This is a genomic window from Pseudomonas sp. M5A4_2d, assembly GCF_053345295.1.
Genome location: NZ_JBKEZW010000011.1, coordinates 203,823 through 222,923, shown reverse-complemented (window position 1 = coordinate 222,923; position 19,101 = coordinate 203,823). Strand labels below are relative to the sequence as shown.

Here is a 19,101-nt window from a genome sequence, read left to right as displayed (position 1 = left end):
TTGGGACTTCCATGAGCCAGACCATCACCCCACGTCAACTGCAGCAATGGCTGTTCGACGGGCAGGAAATCGCCGTATTCGACGTGCGCGAACACGGGCAATACGGCGAAGCCCACCTGTTCCACGGGGTGAACCTGCCCTATAGCCGCCTGGAGCTGGACGTGCGCCGGCTGGCGCCGAACCCCCAGGTGCGTCTGGTGGTTTACGACCAGGACGGCGGTGAGGTAGCGGCGCGCACGGCAGAGCGTTTACACGCCCTGGGCTACAGCGGTGTGCAGGTGCTCGAAGGCGGCGCCGATGGCTGGCAGGCGGCGGGTTTGCAGCTGTTTGCGGGGGTGCACGTGCCGTCCAAGGCCTTTGGCGAATTGGTTGAAGAGGCCAGCCACACCCCCCACGTCACCGCGCGGCAATTGGCCGAGTGGCAGGCGCGTGGCGAGCCTCTCGTGGTGCTGGACGGTCGGCCGTTTGATGAATACCGCAAGATGACTATTCCCGGCTCCATTTGCTGCCCGAACGGGGAATTGGGCTACCGTGTGCATGACCTGGTGCCCGATGAGCGCATGCCAATCGTGATCAACTGCGCCGGGCGTACCCGCAGCATTATCGGCGCGCAGACGTTGATCAACCTGGGGCTGAAGAACCCGATCTACGCCTTGGAAAACGGTACCCAGGGTTGGTACCTGGAGGACTTTGCCCTGGAACACGGCAGCACCCGGCGTTACGCCGATCAGGTCAGCACCGACCTGGCCCAACAACGCCAGGCCGCTCGGCAGCTGGCTGAGCGGGCAGGGGTGGTCAGTGTGTCGGCGGATCAGGTCCGGCAATGGGCGGATGACGCGCAGCGCAGCCTGTTCTTGTGTGACGTACGCACTGCCGAAGAATTTGCCCTCGGCAGCTTGCCGGGCGCGCAACACACGCCGGGCGGGCAATTGATCCAGTCCACCGACTTGTACATCGGCGTGCGCCACGCGCGCATTGTGCTGGTAGACAGCGACGGCGTGCGCGCGCCGATTGTTGCCAGTTGGCTGCGCCAGTTGGGGCATGAGGCTTACGTGCTGAGCGGGGGTATCGACAGTGGCCTGGTGCTACCGCTTGTGCAGCCGGTGGCGTACCAGCCGTTGCCGTTGATCAGCGCCCAGGCGCTGGCGTTGGCGTTGAACGATGTGAACCTGATCGATCTGCGGCCGAGCATGGTGTACCGCAAAGGGCATATTGCGGGTTCGCAATGGTCGATTCGTTCACTGTTGAAGACTGATCATCGACCTTTGGTGCTGGTCGCGGATGATCCCGCCTTGGCGGCATTCGCAGCCGACGGCCTGCCTGCAAGGCTGCTCGACGGCGGCTTCAGTGCCTGGGCCGCTGCCGGCCTGCCGGTTAACGCAGACCCGCAAACCCCGCGCGATGCACAGTGCATCGACTTCCTGTTTTTCACCCACGACCGCCACAGCGGCAACAAGGATGCCGCCCGCCAATACCTGGCCTGGGAAATCGGCCTGTTGGCGCAGATGAGCGAAGCGGAAATCGCCAGCCTCAAGCCCCTGGCGCCGCCGTCGCGCGTGCGTACGCGGCTGATCCACGCCGCGCGTACCGAAAAGGGCCATGGCGCTCGTGCGGTGAATGTGCCGGTCTCCCGTTTGAGCACTGTGCTGTTTGATAACCTCGCACAGATGCGCGACGCCCGCGCTCGCCGTGACAGTGAGCGCGTGCTGAGCTACGGCGCGCGCGGCAACCCGACGTCGCATGCGCTGGAAGACCTGGTGACTGAGCTTGAGGGCGGCCATCGCACACGGCTTTACGGCACCGGCCTGGCGGCCGCGGCGCAGGTGTTTCTGGCTTATCTGCGTCCTGGCGATCATGTGTTGATCACTGACGCGGTGTATTCCCCGGTGCGCAAACTGGCCCGTGAGTTCCTGCAGCCCTTCGGTATTGACGTCAGCTACTTCTTGCCGGATGGCGAGGGTTTGGCGGCGCAGTTGCAAGCCAATACCAAACTGGTTTACGCCGAAGTGCCGGGCTCATTGCTGTATGAACTGTGTGACCTGCCGACGATTGCGGCGCTGTGCAAACCGCGTGGCATCCTGTTGGCGGTCGATAACACCTGGGGCTCGGGCTACCTGTATCGGCCGCTGGCATTGGGCGCGGACATTTCGATCATGGCCCTGACCAAATACCTGGGCGGCCACAGCGACGTGATGATGGGCAGTGTGTGCACCACCGAGGCAGCCTGGCCGGCGCTGGGCAAAATGAGCGACACCTTCGGCAACGCGGTGAGCGCCGACGATGCCTACCTGATTCTGCGCGGCGCACGCACGTTGGCTTCGCGCCTGGATGTGCATGAGCGCCAGGCTGTGGACATTGCTCATTGGTTGCAGGCGCAACCGCAGGTCAAGCGGGTGTTCCATCCTGCATTGCCGGAGCACCCGGGCCATGCGTTGTGGCGTCGGGATTTCAGCGGCAGCAATGGTTTGTTGTCGTTTGAATTGGCGAACCCAGACCCGGCTTGTATCGAGCGTTTTATCGACGGCTTGCAACTGTTCGGCTTGGGCGCGTCGTGGGGCGGTTATGAAAGCCTGGTCACCGTGGCCAATACCCAGGACCGGGACAGTGCGGCGGATCGCGGGCTTAACCCGGTGGTGCGCCTGCATATCGGCCTGGAAGATGTGGCGGCATTGATTGAGGATTTGCAGCGCGGGTTTGCACTTGCAGGCTGAGTGATGATCGCTCCCACGCCAGGTGGGAGCGATCCGCCGGTCAGTGTTTGACCGGGGTTGGCAATGTCACGAGGTTGACGTAGCCGTCCCAGAACTTCTGCTGATCGACGCCAAACACCACGTTGGCTTTCTGCGTACCGACCGGTGCGCCTTTTGTGTAGCCCAGTGCACGGCCGTAGTCGGCGCCGAAGGTCGCGTCTACGTCCACCCACAACTCGCGGGATTGGGTGACGATTTGCGGGTTGACCAGGAACAGTGCGGGCAAACTGTCCCAGGTAAAGCTGTGGTAGCTCGGGTCTTTGTCGAACAGCGGCCCGAACTCGTGCTTGTAGAGGTCGGCAATCGCGCCTTTCTGGGCAATCACGCGCTGGTAAACCGATTTGTCGAAGGTGACTTTCTCGCACACATCATTCGGGAAAATCACGTGTTCGATCGGTGAGCGCAACACGATCTTCGCGGCCTCCGGGTCGAACCACCAGTTGAATTCCGCCGCCGGCGTGGTGTTGCCCGGGATCTCCAGGGCGCCGCCCATGTACACGATGCGCTTGATCAGCGGCACGATGTCCGGCGCCGAGCGAATCGCCAGGGCGACGTTGGTCAACGGGCCGACGGCGAGAATGGTCACCTGGTGCGGGTTGGCCCGCACGCTTTCAACGATGAACTGTGCGGCCGTTTCACTGCGCAACTGGGTGTGGGTCGCCAGGCCATCCGGTGGCGCGATCAGTTGTGAGGCCGAGGTAGGGCGCGGGTGTTTGAACGCCCCCGGCCAGCCGGAGCCAAACAGCGCTTTCTCTGCCTCGTAAGTGGCGTAGTCATGCAGCAGCGGGTAGGCGGCGCCCGAGTAGACGCCCACCTCGTTCTCCACCCCCATGCGTTCCACGGCCTTGAGGGCATCGACTTGTTCCTGGTCGACCCAGGCGTTGCCGCTGACGAGCGTCATGCCCAGCAGGTCGATGCGTTTTTGCGCATGCAACTGAGCGAGCATGATAAAGGCCTGGCCGTCATCGTTGAGCACGTTGAAGTCGGTGTCGAAGATGACTTTTTCAGCCGCCTGCGCGGTGCCGGCACACAGGCCGACGGCGACAATCAGGGCACAGCTTTTAAGGAAAGCTTGCATGGTGATTCATCCGAAAAAATTGTTGTTGTTAACGGTTCACCAGTTTCGCCGGTAAGGCGATGACCAGGAAGCTGCTGAGGATCAGGCACCCGGCGAAGAACCACAAGGCGCCCGCGCTGCTGCCTGTGACGTCGATCGCCACGCCCATCAACGAGTTACTCACCAGGCCTGCGATATTCGCCAGCGAGCACGCCAGGGCAAAACCGGTGGCCGCCGCCGTGCCTTTGAGGAAGGTCGCCGGCAGGCTGAAAAACACCGGCACGGCGCCGATGATCGCGGCCGAGGCGATGGCGAACAACAGCACCGTGGCAACCACGTTATGGGTGAAGAATGTGCTGGTGGCCATCGCCGCCGCGCCGATCAGAAACGGCACGATGATGTGCCAGCGGCGTTCGCGGTGTTTGTCGGAGCTGGCGCCGATCAGCAGCATGCCGAGCAAGGCCGCCACGCTCGGCAACGCAGTGAGCATGCCGATATGGAAGGTGTCGGTGATGCCCGCATTGCGGATGAATGTCGGCATCCAGAAACCCATGGCGTAGGCGCTGAGCAGGATCGAAAAATCGATACCGCCAAGCATCCACACTTTGAGATTGAAGAAGCCGTCGCGGAAGCTGTGCTTGCTGCCGGTGGCGTCCGCGTCGTCCTTGCGCAGTTCGCTTTCGAGCAGGCTCTTTTCTTCGTCCGACAGCCATTTGGCCTGTTGAAAGGTATTGGGCAGCGCCCAGAATGTCAGCACGCCGAGCAATACACTGGGCACCGCTTCAATCAGGAACAACCACTGCCAACCACGCAGGCCGCCCATGTTGTCGAAGTGGCCCATGATCCAGCCGGACAGCGGGCCGCCGATCACGCTGGACAGCGGCAGGCCGATCATGAACAGCGCGATGATGCGCCCCCGTCGATGGGTGGGGAACCAGGTGGTGAGGTAATACAGCACGCCTGGCAAAAAACCCGCTTCGGCGGCGCCGAGCAGAAAGCGCAGGATGTAGAACTGGGTGGTGGAGGTGACCAACATGGTGCAGGCCGAGAGCAGGCCCCAGGTGATCATGATGCGTGCGATCCAGATCTTCGCGCCGACCCTTTCCAGGACCAGGTTGCTCGGCACTTCAAAGATGATGTAGCCGACGAAGAACAAGCCGGCGCCCAGGCCAAACGCGGTTTCACTGAAGTGCAGTTGGTCGAGCATCTGCAACTTGGCAAAGCCGATGTTGATGCGGTCGAGGTAGGCGGCCAGGTAGCAGAAACACAGGAACGGAATCAGCTTCCAGGTGATCTTGTGGTAAAGCGTGGTAACGGGGTCGGCGACCGTGGTCGCGGGCGCTGCATTCGCAATGGGCATTGGGGTGTCTCCCGGCGGTGACTTATGGTTTTTATACAGCCGCTTTTGTTCGAGCACTTCGGAGTGCTGTAAAAGCGACTTCCAAAGGCAGTGTCAGAAGACTGAGATATTTCTGGTTTGGCATTGACCTGTGGCGAGCGAGCATCTGTGGGCGCTGGCTTGCCTGCGATGGCATCGGCGCGGTGTAACAGTTACACCGCAGCGTGCGCATCGCGGGCAAGCCCGGCTCCCACAGGGATCGGCTCCCATAGGTGAATGCATTTCCAGGCCGGACCTCAGTTTTTTCAAGACCACGCTCTATGGCGCAGTTCTTAATAACGTCTTATTGCTCCCTGAACTTGCTCATCGCCTCCTGCTTGCTCACCACGTCGCCATACTTGCTGTCGATATCGAACAAGTTGGCTTCGTGGGGCGCGGGGTGTCGGTCGCCGACGCATTCGCGCACGACGATGGTGCGAAACCCGTGTTGCACCGCATCCACTGCGGTGGCACGAATGCAGCCGCTGGTGGAACAGCCGGCCAGCACCACGGTGTCGATGCCTTGGGCGTGCAGCATCGGGGCCAGGCTGCTGCCGAAAAATGCACTGGCATATTGCTTGGTGATCACCACTTCATCGGCCCGGGGCAAGACCTCGGGGCAGAACGCCGCGAGTGGGTTGCCTTCGACCATGTCCTTCATCACCGGGGCTTTCTTGACCCAGATGCCACCGTCGGCGAAATGGCCGGGATGGTAGCGGATATTGGTGTGCACCACCGCAATCCCGTGCTTGCGTGCAGTGGCCAACAGTTCGACGCTTTCAGTCACGGCAATTGCAACCTCGGGGGCATATAACGGCGCGCCTTCGGTGGTATAGCCCTGCATGAAGTCGATCATCAGCAGTGCGGCTTTTTTGCCGAAGCCAATGCGGTTGCCCCATACGCCCTGGTAGTTGGCGTCGGCGGATTGTTCGCTCATCGCAAAACTCCTCAATACGCGCCGGAGAGCAGGGCGCCGGCCCCAGGAACGATAGGCTCCAGGTCCAGCGCCTTGAGCATGGCGTAGGTGGTAGCGATGGCGGCGGTGAGCACCGGTTTGCCGGTTTGTGCCTCGACCTTGGCCACCACCGGCAGCGACTGCATCTGCACGCAGGCCGAGAGCACGATCACGTCGACGCCTTCCAGGTTCATACCGGCGACGATGGCCGGCAGGTTGGCCGGGTCGTGGCGCGCCACTTCGAGGTTGTCGGGGATCTCCAGGGCGCGCCAGTCGACCACGTCAAAGCCTTCTTCGCGTATGTAGTTCACCACCAGTTCGGTCAGTGGCTTCATATACGGCGCGACAATTGCGATGCGCTTGGCGCCCATGACTTTCAGGCCTTCGATCAGCGCTCCGGCGCTGGTGATGACCGGGGCGTTGGCGTCGTTATCCGCCGTGGCCTTGCGCAGGCGCTGTTCGGAGTTGCGGTGATAACCCAACCCCATCGCCATGATTGCCACCAGGCAGGCGTAACCCAGCACGTCGACCTTGGCATCGGACAGTTCAACGGCGCAACGGTCGGATTCGCCGTCCATCGCCGCCAGTTCTTCTTTGCGCACTTGCTTCATGCGCATGCGGCTGGAGTGAAAGGTAAAGCGCTCGGGGCGAATCGCCTGGCGCGCAGTGAGCATCGCCGGGATCTCGGTTTCCATGGTGGTGTTGGAACTCGGCACGATCTGGCCGATGCGGTAAGGCTTCTGCATGGTGGTCTCCATTCTTATTGTGTGAGGAAGTCGCCGAGGGCGTGGAAGAAACCCTCGAGGTCATCCCACGGAATCATGTGCCCGGCGTTGGGTACGCGGGCGACCTGGATGGCCGGTTGCAGGTCCTGGATTTCAGCGATGTCCTCGTCGAGGATCACCCCGCCGCGCCCTGCCACCATCAACAGGGCAGGGGCCTTGAGGTGGGGCAGGTCCTGGTGGAAGTCCACCGCGTGAAAGTCATTGAAGGCGCGCACGATGGCGGGTTCATAGCAGGTGTGCAGCCATTCGGCACGCAGTTGCAGCTGCTCTTGCGTCCAGGTGGCGCAGAAGGCGCGCATCGCCTCGGCATCCATCCCAAGCAGGGACTGGCGGATCGAATCGACGTACCACGGCAGTTTGCTCGGGTATTCACGCCGACCGGGGCCAGACACCGGCGGGTCGATCAGCACCACGCGGTTTACGCCCTGGGGATGTTTGACGGCACTGCGCACGGCAAAGCGCGCGCCCATGGAATGGCCGACCAAGTGGTAGCTGTCCAGGTTCAGCGCATCGGCAAACGCGCCAATGTCCTCGGCGCAGGTGTCCGCGCTGTAATCCAGCTCGGGGCCGGTGGACGACAGGCCGCGTCCACGTACATCCAGTACATAGGTGTCGAACTGCGCGCCCAGGCGCTGCGCGACAAACCCCCAGGTAATCGCCGGGCTGGTGATGCCCGGGATCAGGATCAGCGCCGGGCCTTTGCCGCCGTAACGCAAGTAGTGCTGGCGAATGCCATTGGCCTGGACGTTACCGCCATACAAAAAGGTGCTCACGCGGCCACCCCCGATTTCAGCTCCTGGGCGTACAGGTCATAGCCGTAGACCCAGGCCGGGTCTTCCTGGGTGCGCAACCAGGTATTGGCGTTGGACACCGCCTGCACGCGGGAAGCGCGTTCCTTGCGGTTGGCTTCATACAGCTCGAACGCCGTGCGGTAGTCGCTGATTCCGGTTTCCTGCAGGCAGCGCGTGAGCATGGCGGCATCTTCAATGGCCATGCCGGCGCCCTGGGCCATGTGCGGTTTCATCGGGTGGCACGCGTCCCCCAGCAATACCAGGCGGCCACGGCTCCACAGTGGGAGTGGGTTGCGGTTGCGCAGCGGCCATTTAGTCACGCTTTCGGTGGACTCGATCAGTGCCTGCACGGTGGGGTGATAGCCCTTGAAGGCATCAAACATCTCCTCGCGGCTGCTGTCGACGAACGCGCCCTGGAAGTCCCATTCGGCATGGGGCACGCCGGTGACGTAGTAGTACTCGTCGCGTTTGCCGGTGGTGTAATACACCATCATGTGCCGGTCTTCGGTCCACCACTTGATGCAGTCTTCGAACCTGAGGTCGTACTTGGCCAATTGGTCGCCACGGATCAGCGCGCGGTGCGCCACCCAGCCGCTGTACAGCGGTTTTTCCACGCCGAGCAGTTCTTCGCGAATCTTCGAATTGATGCCGTCGGCGCCGATCACGATGTCGGCGTAGGTTACTTCACCGTCGGCAAAGGTCAGGCGTACCTGGGTGTCGGTTTCCTCGAGGGTTTCCAGGCGTTTGTTGAAATGCAGCGTGCCGGGTTTGAGCGTGGACATTTGCAAGGCGTGCAGGTCGCCACGGTGCACGGTGACGTAGGAGGCGCCGTAGCCGGTGAGGGGAATGCGCGAGAGGTAATCGCCGGTTTCGCCGCAACGGCTGAACCAGTGCTCGGGGTGTGAACCCATCAAGTCGAGCTGTTGTTCGATGCCCATGCGGCGAAAGATTTTCATGATGTTGGGGCCCATGTGGATCCCGGCACCCAGTCGGGAAAACGCTGGCGCCTGCTCGTAGATGTCTACGTCAAAACCGGCTTGCTGCAACAGGGTGGCCGCTGCGGCACCGCCCAGGCCGGCACCGACGATAGCGATTTTTTGTGTGCTTCCCATGGGGCGTGATCCTCTCTCTTTTTGATTTTCGGCGGCGTCTGTCCGCAAGGTTTTTAAAGTGTATACGCTCATTTTTTGAAATGGGAAGCCTGTGCTCGCAAAATAATTTTTTGAGCATGATGGTCATCTGTAACGCTTTTATCCCTTTATCTGTTGGGTTTGTTTCGTAAGGTAACGTTGTGGTGCGCTACTTGCAGTCCGTCTGTAATTCAGGTCTCATCGTTATTAATTGGCGTATACGCTATATAAATGCACTAAAGTGAAGCGCGGTGCTTGAACGTGGTGCAGCCCAACAGGAGACAGGAAAATGCCGGTAAGCGATTGCGAACTGACCCAGATGTTTGAACACGTGCTGACGCTGTCGAAGGTCGATCCGACCCAGAGCGTTGCCGTGCTCAAGAGCCATTACTCCGACCCACGCACCGTGCGCGCCGCGATGGATGCTGCGCAGCGCCTGGGGGCCAAGGTGTATGCGGTGGAGCTGCCGTCGTTCAACCATCCCAAGGCGATGGGCAATGACATGACCGCCTACTGCGGCGACACCGCGCTCACCGGCAATATTGCCGCCCAGCGTGCGCTGGAAGCGGCTGACCTGATCGTCGACACCATGATGTTGCTGCACTCGCCGGAACAGGAGCAGATCCTCAAGACCGGCACCCGCATCCTGCTGGCCGTGGAGCCTCCGGAAGTGCTGGCGCGCATGCTGCCCACAGAAGAAGACAAGGTGCGTGTGCTGGCGGCCGAGCAGTTGCTGAAAAAGGCGCGCTCGATTCACGTCAAATCCCGCGCCGGCAGCGACTTTCGTGCGGCATTGGGGCAGTACCCGTCAGTGACCGAGTACGGTTTTGCCGATGAGCCGGGGCGTTGGGACCACTGGCCCAGCGGCTTCCTGTTCTCCTGGCCCAATGAAGAAACCGCCGAGGGCGTGCTGGTGCTGGACATCGGTGACATCCTGCTGCCGTTCAAGACCTACGCGCGCGAGAAGATCACGCTGGAGGTCGAGAAGGGCTTTATCACCAAGATCCACGGCGGCTTCGAGGCTGAATACCTGCGTGATTACATGAAGTATTTCAACGACCCCGAGGTGTATGGTATCTCTCATATCGGCTGGGGTTTGCAGCCACGGGCGCAGTGGACTGCCATGGGGCTGCATGACAAGAACGACGGTATGTGCATGGACGCGCGGGCGTTCTATGGCAATTTCCTGTTCTCCACCGGGCCCAATACCGAGGTGGGTGGGACGCGCAAGACGCCGTGCCATATGGACATTCCGCTGCGGCATTGTGATGTGTATCTGGATGATGAGGCGGTTGTTATCGCCGGTGACGTCGTCGCGCCAGCCGCCTCACTGGCCCGCTGAAGATTTAAAGGTGGGAGCGGGCTTGCTCGCGAAAGCGGTGTGTCAGTTAACAGATTCAGTGGCTGAACCACCGCATTCGCGAGTAAGCCCGCTCCCACAGGGTTGTCCGGGTTTCTTCAGTGAGAAGCTTGAGTCCATGCATTATCCCCGCCATCATGCCTGCCCATCGCTAATCACCCACCGAGCCCGCCGTGCCTGATTCCTACGTTTTCTCTGAACAAGTTGGCCACCTGCTGCGCAAGGCCTACCAGCGCCACCTGGCGATCTTTCAGCAGAATGTCGGCGACTCCCAGCTCACTGCCGTGCAGTTTGTCACCCTGTGCGCGCTGCGCGATCACGGTGCAAGTTCCCTCACCGAACTGGTCAAGGCCACTGCCGTGGACCAGGCGACCATTCGCGGTATTGTCGAGCGGTTAAAGGCCAAGGAGCTGATTACCCTGGAGCCGGACCCGCAAGATAAACGCAAGGTGGTGGTCGACCTTTCCGCTGCCGGTGCCGTGCTGGTAGATCAAACCGTGCCCTGCGCCGCGCAGATCAGCGAGCTGACCATGAGTAACCTCAACCCCGCCGAACGGGTGGCGGTGCTGTTTCTGTTGCGCAAGATGATCGACGACCCGCAGGAATAAGTGTGGCAAGCGGGCTTGCCCCGCGTTGGGCAGCGCAGCAGCCCTAAACTGACCCAGCCGCTGGGTTCTCACTGAAAAAGCGCGGCGGCCTTGATGGGGCCGCTTCGCGCCCCAGCGCGGGCAAGCCCGCTCGCCACAGGGTGTGCCACCATCCGTTGGCATCGTTTTTGCTCTCGGTTCATGTAGTAGTCACTTCACGCATCAAGTGTGTCGCGAGGCCCCAGGCCGGCGACGCTTTTTTTTGACTGTTTCGTGTAGTAGGCACTTCACCAACTGATACAGGCGAAGCGAATGATCAGCCCCCTCATCACGGTAGCGCTTGAGGTCAACGGCCACACTCGAGAAGTCAGCGCCATGGCGGATACGCCGCTGTTGCTGGTGTTGCGCAATGACCTGGCGCTCAACGGCGCCAAATACGGCTGCGGTTTGGGCGAGTGCGGCGCCTGCACTGTGATCATCGATGGCGTGGCGGCGCGTTCTTGTGTGTTCCCATTGTCCGGTGCGGCAGGGCGAGAGATCGTCACTCTCGAAGGCCTGGGGACACGCCAGGCGCCGCATCCGGTGCAACAAGCGTTTATCGATGAGCAGGCCGCGCAATGCGGCTACTGCCTCAACGGCATGATCATGACCGCCAAGGCCTTGCTCGACCGCAACCCCAGCCCCAGCGAAACCGAGGTCCGCAATGAACTCTCGGGCAACCTCTGCCGCTGTGGCACTCATATCGAAATCCTGCGCGCCGTGCTGCGTGCCGCTCACCTCTTGACCGTGGATGGCCGACCATGACCGACACCCCACTTTCCCGTGACCAGTGGCTGGCCAAGGCCGGCGTCTTACTCGTCGTCGATGACGTGTTGCCGCCTTCGGGCCCGGTGGCCAAGGGCGGCACGCCCACCGTGAAACCCAAGGAGCTGGGGCTGTTTATCGCCGTCAACGATGACGGTGTGGTCTATGCGTTCAACGGCCATGTGGATCTGGGCACCGGCATTCGCACCTCACTCGCGCAGATCGTCGCCGAAGAGCTGGACCTGACCCTGGACCAGGTCAAGATGGTGCTGGGGGATACCGAGCGCGTGCCGAACCAGGGCGCGACCATTGCCAGTGCGGCCTTGCAGATTTCAGCGATCCCCTTGCGTAACGCTGCGGCCGAGGCGCGACGTTTTTTGCTGGCGCGGGCGGCGGGCCGTTGGGGTGTGAGTGCGGGCAGCCTCAAGGTTGAAGCCGGGGTTATCCGCGCACAGGACGGGCGCAGCACGACCTACGGTGAACTGGTCAGCGGCCAGCACGACCAGTTGCGCATCAGTGGTGATGCGCCGTTGAAGGCTGTAGAGGATTACCGTCTGGTGGGCCAGGGCGCTGCGCGCGTGGATATCCCCGGCAAGGCCACCGGTGAACTGACTTACGTGCACGACATGCGCGTGCCGGACATGCTCCATGGTCGCGTCATTCGCCCGCCGTATGCCGGGTTGGATTGCGGGGATTTTGTCGGTAACAGCCTGTTAAGTGTGGACGAGACGTCTATCGCAGCTATCCCCGGAATCGTCGCCGTAGTGGTGATTCGGGATTTTGTCGGCGTGGTCGCGTTGCGTGAAGAGCAGGCGATCAAGGCCGCCCAAGCGTTACGGGTGCACTGGAAACCCTGGAATAACGCCTTGCCGGACATGAGTGATGTCGAGCAGGCCATCCGCGACAACCCGCGGGTGCGCCGCACGGTGCTTGACCAGGGCAATGTCGATGCAGCCCTGGCCGGTGCCAGCCAGCGCATGCCGCGCAGTTACCTGTGGCCGTACCAGATGCATGGCTCGATTGGTCCCTCGTGTGGCGTGGCCGATTACCAGGCAGCCGGGAGTCGGGTGTGGTCCGGCAGCCAGAACCCCCACCTGTTACGGGCGGATCTGGCGTGGTTGGTTGAGTGCGATGAAAACCTGATTGATGTCATCCGTATGGAAGCCGCCGGCTGCTACGGGCGTAATTGTGCCGATGATGTGTGCGCCGATGCCTTACTGTTATCCCGCGCCGTGGGCAAGCCGGTGCGGGTGCAACTGACCCGTGAGCAGGAACACCTGTGGGAGCCCAAGGGCACGGCGCAGTTGATGGATGTGGACGGCGGCCTCAACGCCGACGGCAGCATTGCCGGCTATGATTTTGAAACCAGTTACCCCTCCAACGGCGCACCGACCCTGGCACTGTTGCTCACCGGTCGCGTCGAGCCGGTGGCGGCGATGTTCGAGATGGGCGACCGCACCTCGATCCCGCCGTATGACATCGACCACATGCGCGTGACCATCAACGACATGGCGCCCATCGTACGCGCCTCGTGGATGCGCGGCGTGTCGGCCTTGCCCAACACCTTTGCCCATGAATCCTATATCGACGAACTGGCGTTTGCGGCCGGTGTCGACCCGGTGGAATACCGCCTGCGCTACCTCAAGGATCAGCGTGCCATCGACCTGGTGAAGTCCACGGCTGAACGCGCCAATTGGTCACCGCGCACCGCGCCGATGCAAACCGCCAACGAAGACCACCTGCTGCGCGGCCGGGGCTTTGCCTACGCGCGTTACATCCACAGCAAGTTCCCCGGCTTCGGCGCAGCGTGGGCGGCCTGGGTGGCGGATGTGGCCATCGACAAACAGACCGGCGACGTATCGGTGACGCGCGTGGTAATCGGCCATGACGCGGGGATGATGATCAACCCGGCGGGTGTGCAGCATCAGATTCACGGCAATGTGATCCAGTCCACCAGCCGCGTGTTGAAGGAGCGTGTGACCTTTGAAGAGTCGACCGTGGCGAGCAAGGAGTGGGGCGGCTACCCGATCCTGACGTTCCCCGAAGTGCCGCAGATCGATGTACTGATGATGCCGCGTCAGGACCAGCCGCCAATGGGCGCCGGTGAATCGGCGTCGGTGCCGAGCGCGGCGGCGATTGCCAATGCGATTTATGATGCCACCGGCATTCGTTTTCGCGAGTTGCCCATCACGCCCGAGCGGGTCTTGGCCGCGCTGAACGCCGGTACGCTGGGCGAGCCTGCCAAGTCGCCGGAAAAACGCAAAAAATGGTGGTTCGGTGCGCTGTTTGCAACCTTGGGCGCGGTGCTGGCCACGGCCTGGCCGCTTCAGCCTGAAATTGCACCGATTGCACCGCCAAGTGCCGGCACCTGGTCCAAGGCCACCCTGGAGCGCGGGCGTTTGCTGGCGGCGGTGGGCGATTGTGCGGTCTGCCATACGGCACCGGGCGGGGCTACCAACGCAGGCGGGCTGGCGATGCAGACGCCATTCGGCACGTTGTACAGCAGCAATATCACCCCCGATGTGAAGACCGGGATCGGCGCCTGGTCGTACCCGGCATTCGAGCGCGCGATGCGCGACGGCATTGGCCGCGATGGGCGCAATTTGTATCCGGCGTTTCCCTATACGGCGTTTCGCAATATCAACGATGCCGACATGCAGGCGCTGTATGCCTACCTCATGTCGCAGGCGCCGGTGAGCCAGGCGCCGACGCCGAATGCGATGAATTTCCCGTTCAATATCCGGCCGTTGATGGCCGGTTGGAATGCGCTGAATTTAAGGCGCGCAGAAATTACCCTGCAGCCTGAACGCGGTGAGCAGTGGAACCGCGGCAATTATCTGGTCAATGGCCTGGGGCACTGCGCGGCGTGCCATTCGCCGCGTAACCTGATGGGCGCGGAGAAGGGCGGCAAGGCGTTCCTCGCCGGTGGCCGTGTCGATGGGTGGGAAGCGCCGGCATTGACCGGCTTGTCCAAGGCCCCGACGCCGTGGACTGAAGACCAGTTGTTCAGCTACCTCAGCACCGGTTATTCCGACGCCCATGGCGTGGCGGCGGGGCCGATGGGCCCGGTGGTGAGTGAGCTGTCGAAGTTACCCAAGGCGGATATCCGCGCGATGGCGGTGTATTTGGCTTCGCTCAATGGCGAAGCGACGGCGCAAGCGCAGGTTGTGGCGGCGGCGACTGTACCGAATCCGAATGGCCGCCGCGTGTTTGAAGGGTCGTGCAAGGCTTGTCATGCCGATGGCCTGGGGCCGAAGTTGTTCGGCGTCAGCCCGTCATTGGCGACCAACACCAATGTGCACAGCGACCAGCCGGATAACCTGATCAAGGTGATTTTGCAGGGTATCAGCAACCCGGCGACTAGGGACCTGGGGTATATGCCGGGCTTCAAGGACAGTTTGTCCACTGCCCAAGTGGCGGATTTGGTTGCGTACCTGCGCGGGCAATTTGCGCCGAATGCACCGCGCTGGGAAGGGCTGGAACAGACGGTCGCGCACCTGCGCGCCAACCCCGGCACTCACTGATATGTCCAAGACATTTGAAGATCAACTGTGGGGGCCGGCTTGGCTGCGATGGCGGCGGTTCAGTTGATATCTGCACTGACTGACACACTGCTATCGCAGCATAGGTATCTACGCAACTCTTTGTGTTGCTTTAAGTCTGTGAGGGGGGTTAGGTAGATTGAGTACATATCCGTTGCTGCGGTAACGGCTGCTTGGGGTTCCGCCCTTACGGCGGGTCACTTTTTTACAGCGCCTAAAAAAGTAACCAAAAAACGCTTTGCCCCACCACTCGGTACCTCGCCCAGGCTCGGTATGCCCGCACTCCGGCTTGAATCCGTGGGCCGCCGCAATGGGCCATCCTTGGCCCAGTGCGGCTAACCCGGCGTCCTGCCGGGTTACCCACGGATTCAAGCCTGCGTTCGGCCATCGTGGTTAACGGGGCCTGTCAGATCAAGATCAAAAGCAGAGCACGGCGGCCTGGTAGCCGACCTGAGTGGTTGAAGCAAAAGCAGGGCAACAGCACAGCAACACCACTTTTACCGGATGAAATGAGATCCAACTGTGGGAGCGGGCTTGCTCGCGAATGCGGTGTGTCAGTCAACTTATTTGTAACTGACACACCGCTTTCGCGAGCAAGCCCGCTCCCACATTTGATTAGGTTCAGCTTCCAAGATCAGGTCGGCTGTCAGGCCGCCTCGGTTTTGCTTTTGATCTAACCACTCAGGTCGGCTACTAGGCCGCCGTGCTCTGCTTTTGATCTTGATCTGTTTTTGATTTTGATCTTAGGCGCCCCGTTAACCACGCTGGCCGAACGCAGGCTTTGGAGCGTGGGTAACCCGGCAGGACGCCGGGTTAGCCGCGATGGGCCAAGGATGGCCCATGGCGGCGGCCCACGGTCCAAAGCCTGCGTGAGGGCACACCGAGCCTAGGCGAGGTGCCGAGTGGTGGGGCAAGAGCCCTTTGGTTACTTTGGGGCTTTTCCAAAGTGACCCGCCGTAAGGGCGGAACCCATGTCAGCCGTGACCCAAACAACGGATATGTACTCAGCGCCCCCTGACAACCACAGCACTCAACCCGTAAAAAAAGATAGGTAGATACCTATGGCTATCGCAGGCAAGCCAGCTCCAACATGAGGCTCTCAACTCGCTTTGAGTGCCTGGTGCGGCACCGAGCAGGCCTCATCCAGAAACTTCACCACGGTCCCCATGCATGCCTGGCGTTCTTCCACGTGGGGCATGTGGCTGGAATCTTCAAACAGCGCCCAGCGCACGTCCGCGATCTCATCCAGGAACGGTTTGACCACCAATGGCGTGGCCTCGTCGTGCCGACCGGAGATCACCAGGGTTGGCACATTGATCGCCGACAACCGGCCAATCACGTTCCAGTCCTTCAAGCTGCCGATCACATGGAACTCCGTCGGGCCGCTCATGGCGTGGTACACCGTCGGGTCCGAATCCACTGCCGCGAAGGTGCGCGCCACTTCTTCCGGCCACGGGTTGACGCGGCACACGTGCTGGTCATAGAAAACCCGCGAGGCGGTTAGGTATTCCGGGTCTTGGTAGGTGCCGGCCTGTTCGTGCTTGAGTAGGGTTTCATGCACGCCTTCGGGCAACAGTTTGCGCAGTCGGTTGGCTTCGCTGACCCAGGTGCGCATGCACGTCGGCGAGTTGGCCGGGATGAATGCGCGCAGGCCTTTGGGCTGCAGAATCGCGTGCTCGCTGCCGAGCATGCCGCCCCACGATTGCCCGAGGATCGCGTAATTGTCGCTGATGTGCAGGTGGTCCAGCAGGTTGTTCAGCTCTGCGAGGAACAGGTCGATGGTCCAGAAAGACGCCTCTTTTTCCGGTAAGTGTGTGGAGCGGCCATTGCCGAGTTGGTCGTAGTGAATAACCGCATGGCCGCTGGCGGCAACGTCCTTGAACGCGTCGACATAGTCATGGGTGCAGCCGGGACCGCCGTGGATGATCACCAAAGGTGTACGGCCGGTGGTCAGGTCGCCGGTGACGCGGTACCAGGTCTGGTAGGCGCCGAAGGCCGCATAGCCTTCGCGCATCTTCTCGATGAATTCCATTTCGTACCCTGCTCTGAAAAAAAGGATCAGGGGTACGATAGACGGCACGCGAAGTTTAAGTAACTAGCAAAACAGCTAGGTTTTGCCGACGGATCAATCTTCCAGCAAGCGGTAATGGGTGGCGCGGACTACCGCCTGGACGCGGTTTTTGGCCCCCAGTTTGTGCATCGCCGAGGCCAGGTGCAGGGTGACCACCGCCAGTGAACGGCTCAATTGCGTGGCGATTTCGGCGGCGGTGAAACCTTCGGCGGCCCATTTCAGGCATTCGCGCTCGCGTTTGGTCAGATGAATATGCGGGTAGGTACGTAGCTCTTTGCTGAACAACGGGTAGGCCGCTTCCTGCAAGGCATGGGTAATCAGGCTGAAATCCGTCAGGGTCTGCTGCGCATCTTGTAACACCGTGCTGGCGTTACCGGTGCGCAGGCCGGTCAGCGACGCGAAACCGCCGCGCGGCAGATGAATGGGCACACTGACGCCGCAGGTCAGTTGGCGTTCATGCAGGTAAGTGGACACCGGCGCATGGCAGGGGTCGATGATTTTTTGCAGCGCGGTCTGGGCTTTTGCCTCATAGGACCAGACGAACGGCGACACCGTGCTCAGGGCCAGGTGTTGCACCGGGTCGATCTGGTAAAACCCTTCGCTGCACCACAACGCGTGCCAGTCCGGCGGGGTATTGCGCAGCTCCAGCACCGACGGCGTGATCAGTGAGCCGTCCTGGTCGATGGGCACTGGCGTGTAGTCGTACACCAGCGCATCGAAGCCCAATTGTTGGGCGAGGATAAATGTGTTGTCCATCTGTTCATCCAGGCTCCTGCCCGGCATCAGACGGTTATTGAAGGCGGTTAGCTTGGCCAGCATCCGTTCTGCTCCCGAATTCATTTGAATCTCGACTTGCGGCAAGTAGAATGCCACGCCCCGGCGAAGGACTGCCAGGCCAAACCTATAAGAAATACTAGGTTATGGACGCACGGCATCCTCGGTAGTGTTGGCCAGATAAACGGCCGCTGACTGCCAGGCCGATACAACACAAGGAACGTATGCATGTGGCGTGAAATTGCCCCCGACCAGCAGTACAACGTGCAAGTCGACGGCCATAACGTCGTGGTCTACAGCTTTGGCGACGGCGATGAGGTGCTCTTGTGTCTCAATGGCGGCCCGGGCTTGCCGTGTGACTACTTGCGCGACGCCCATGGCTGGCTCAAAGAGCATAACCTGCGAGTTGTTGCATTCGACCAGCTTGGCACCGGCGCATCAGCCAGACCGGCCGACGTTTCCTTGTGGGAAATCAGCCGTTATGTCGAAGAAGTTGAAACCGTGCGCCGTGCCCTGGATCTCGGCCGCGTGCATTTGCTGGGGCATTCCTGGGGCGGCTGGCTGGGCATCGAATACGCCATCCATTACCCCGACGCACTGAAAAGCCTGATCCTCGAAAACACCGTCGGCGACATTCCGCACCTGTCCCAGGAGCTCGAACGCCTGCGCGGTGCCCTCGGCAGCGAAACCGTGGCCATGATGCAGCGCCATGAAGCCATGGGCACCCTGGACCATCCGCAGTACCAGGCCGCGATTACTTTGCTCAATTACCGCCACGTCTGCCGTCTGGACGAATGGCCGGAGCCGGTCAAGCGCTCCCTTGGCGACTGGAACATGGGACCCTACGAAGCCATGCAGGGCCCCAACGAATTCCTGTACATCGGTAACCTCAAGGACTGGAACCGCATCCCCGAGATGGCCGAGTTCAAGATGCCAATCCTGATCACCACCGGCCAGCACGATGAACTCACGCCGGCCTGCGCCCATCGCATGAAGCTGGCCGCCAGGCATGCCGAATTGCACGTGTTTCCCAACAGCAGCCACATGCCCTTTTATGAGGAACCCCACGCGTACTTCCCGGTGCTGCTGGACTTCCTCGCTCGCCATCGAGGCTGAC

At 61.4% G+C, this 19,101-nt stretch carries 14 protein-coding genes; 6 read left to right on the top strand and 8 right to left on the bottom strand.

Annotated features, from left to right (window positions below):
- Positions 1 to 11 precede the first annotated feature (11 nt).
- Complete coding sequence (metC, locus tag ACLBW8_RS24240; protein WP_447806482.1) at positions 12 to 2,711, top strand: cystathionine beta-lyase; 2,700 nt, start codon at positions 12 to 14, stop codon at positions 2,709 to 2,711.
- A gap of 40 nt (positions 2,712 to 2,751) precedes the next feature.
- Here metC and ACLBW8_RS24235 read toward each other — a convergent pair whose 3' ends face one another.
- The 6 genes from ACLBW8_RS24235 to ACLBW8_RS24210 all read right to left on the bottom strand — a co-directional run bounded on the left by ACLBW8_RS24235 (position 2,752) and on the right by ACLBW8_RS24210 (position 8,828).
- Complete coding sequence (locus ACLBW8_RS24235; RefSeq protein WP_447806481.1) at positions 2,752 to 3,828, bottom strand: nucleoside hydrolase; 1,077 nt, start codon at positions 3,826 to 3,828, stop codon at positions 2,752 to 2,754.
- A gap of 28 nt (positions 3,829 to 3,856) precedes the next feature.
- Entirely contained in the window at positions 3,857 to 5,167 is a 1,311-nt protein-coding gene (locus tag ACLBW8_RS24230) for an MFS transporter (protein ID WP_064452256.1), read from the bottom strand.
- 322 nt (positions 5,168 to 5,489) lie between these two features.
- Positions 5,490 to 6,122 carry an N-carbamoylsarcosine amidohydrolase gene (locus tag ACLBW8_RS24225; protein ID WP_064452257.1) on the bottom strand — a complete coding sequence of 211 codons (633 nt, stop codon included), beginning with the start codon at positions 6,120 to 6,122 and terminating at the stop codon, positions 5,490 to 5,492.
- 11 nt (positions 6,123 to 6,133) lie between these two features.
- Complete coding sequence (locus ACLBW8_RS24220) at positions 6,134 to 6,886, bottom strand: maleate cis-trans isomerase family protein (RefSeq protein ID WP_016977977.1); 753 nt, start codon at positions 6,884 to 6,886, stop codon at positions 6,134 to 6,136.
- Positions 6,887 to 6,900: 14 nt separating this feature from the next.
- Positions 6,901 to 7,698, bottom strand: coding sequence for an alpha/beta fold hydrolase (locus ACLBW8_RS24215; protein WP_064452258.1), 798 nt, complete (start codon positions 7,696 to 7,698; stop codon positions 6,901 to 6,903).
- Entirely contained in the window at positions 7,695 to 8,828 is a 1,134-nt protein-coding gene (locus ACLBW8_RS24210) for an FAD-dependent monooxygenase (protein WP_259762585.1), read from the bottom strand. The genes ACLBW8_RS24215 and ACLBW8_RS24210 overlap by 4 nt, the downstream gene beginning before the upstream one ends.
- A 307-nt stretch (positions 8,829 to 9,135) precedes the next feature.
- On the opposite strand from ACLBW8_RS24210, the gene ACLBW8_RS24205 reads away from it, so the two are divergent.
- From ACLBW8_RS24205 to ACLBW8_RS24190, 4 genes are all read left to right on the top strand, one after another.
- Positions 9,136 to 10,188, top strand: coding sequence for a 2,5-dihydroxypyridine 5,6-dioxygenase (locus tag ACLBW8_RS24205; protein WP_447806480.1), 1,053 nt, complete (start codon positions 9,136 to 9,138; stop codon positions 10,186 to 10,188).
- A 191-nt stretch (positions 10,189 to 10,379) separates the two neighbouring features.
- A complete protein-coding gene (locus ACLBW8_RS24200; protein WP_053256240.1) occupies positions 10,380 to 10,814 on the top strand; it encodes a MarR family winged helix-turn-helix transcriptional regulator in 435 nt (144 codons plus the stop codon).
- 291 nt (positions 10,815 to 11,105) lie between these two features.
- Complete coding sequence (locus tag ACLBW8_RS24195) at positions 11,106 to 11,597, top strand: (2Fe-2S)-binding protein (protein WP_447806479.1); 492 nt, start codon at positions 11,106 to 11,108, stop codon at positions 11,595 to 11,597.
- A complete protein-coding gene (locus ACLBW8_RS24190; protein ID WP_447806478.1) occupies positions 11,594 to 15,121 on the top strand; it encodes a molybdopterin cofactor-binding domain-containing protein in 3,528 nt (1,175 codons plus the stop codon). The genes ACLBW8_RS24195 and ACLBW8_RS24190 overlap by 4 nt, the downstream gene beginning before the upstream one ends.
- 1,117 nt (positions 15,122 to 16,238) lie before the next feature.
- On the opposite strand, the gene ACLBW8_RS24185 is transcribed toward ACLBW8_RS24190, so the two are convergent.
- Together ACLBW8_RS24185 and ACLBW8_RS24180 are read right to left on the bottom strand one after the other, a co-directional pair.
- On the bottom strand, positions 16,239 to 17,171 hold the full coding sequence (locus ACLBW8_RS24185; RefSeq protein ID WP_447806477.1) for a proline iminopeptidase-family hydrolase: 933 nt from the start codon (positions 17,169 to 17,171) through the stop codon (positions 16,239 to 16,241).
- 93 nt (positions 17,172 to 17,264) lie between these two features.
- Entirely contained in the window at positions 17,265 to 18,029 is a 765-nt protein-coding gene (locus ACLBW8_RS24180; RefSeq protein ID WP_064451473.1) for a LuxR family transcriptional regulator, read from the bottom strand.
- A gap of 183 nt (positions 18,030 to 18,212) precedes the next feature.
- On the opposite strand from ACLBW8_RS24180, the gene ACLBW8_RS24175 reads away from it, so the two are divergent.
- A complete protein-coding gene (locus ACLBW8_RS24175; protein WP_128592171.1) occupies positions 18,213 to 19,100 on the top strand; it encodes a proline iminopeptidase-family hydrolase in 888 nt (295 codons plus the stop codon).
- Position 19,101: the final 1 nt, after the last annotated feature.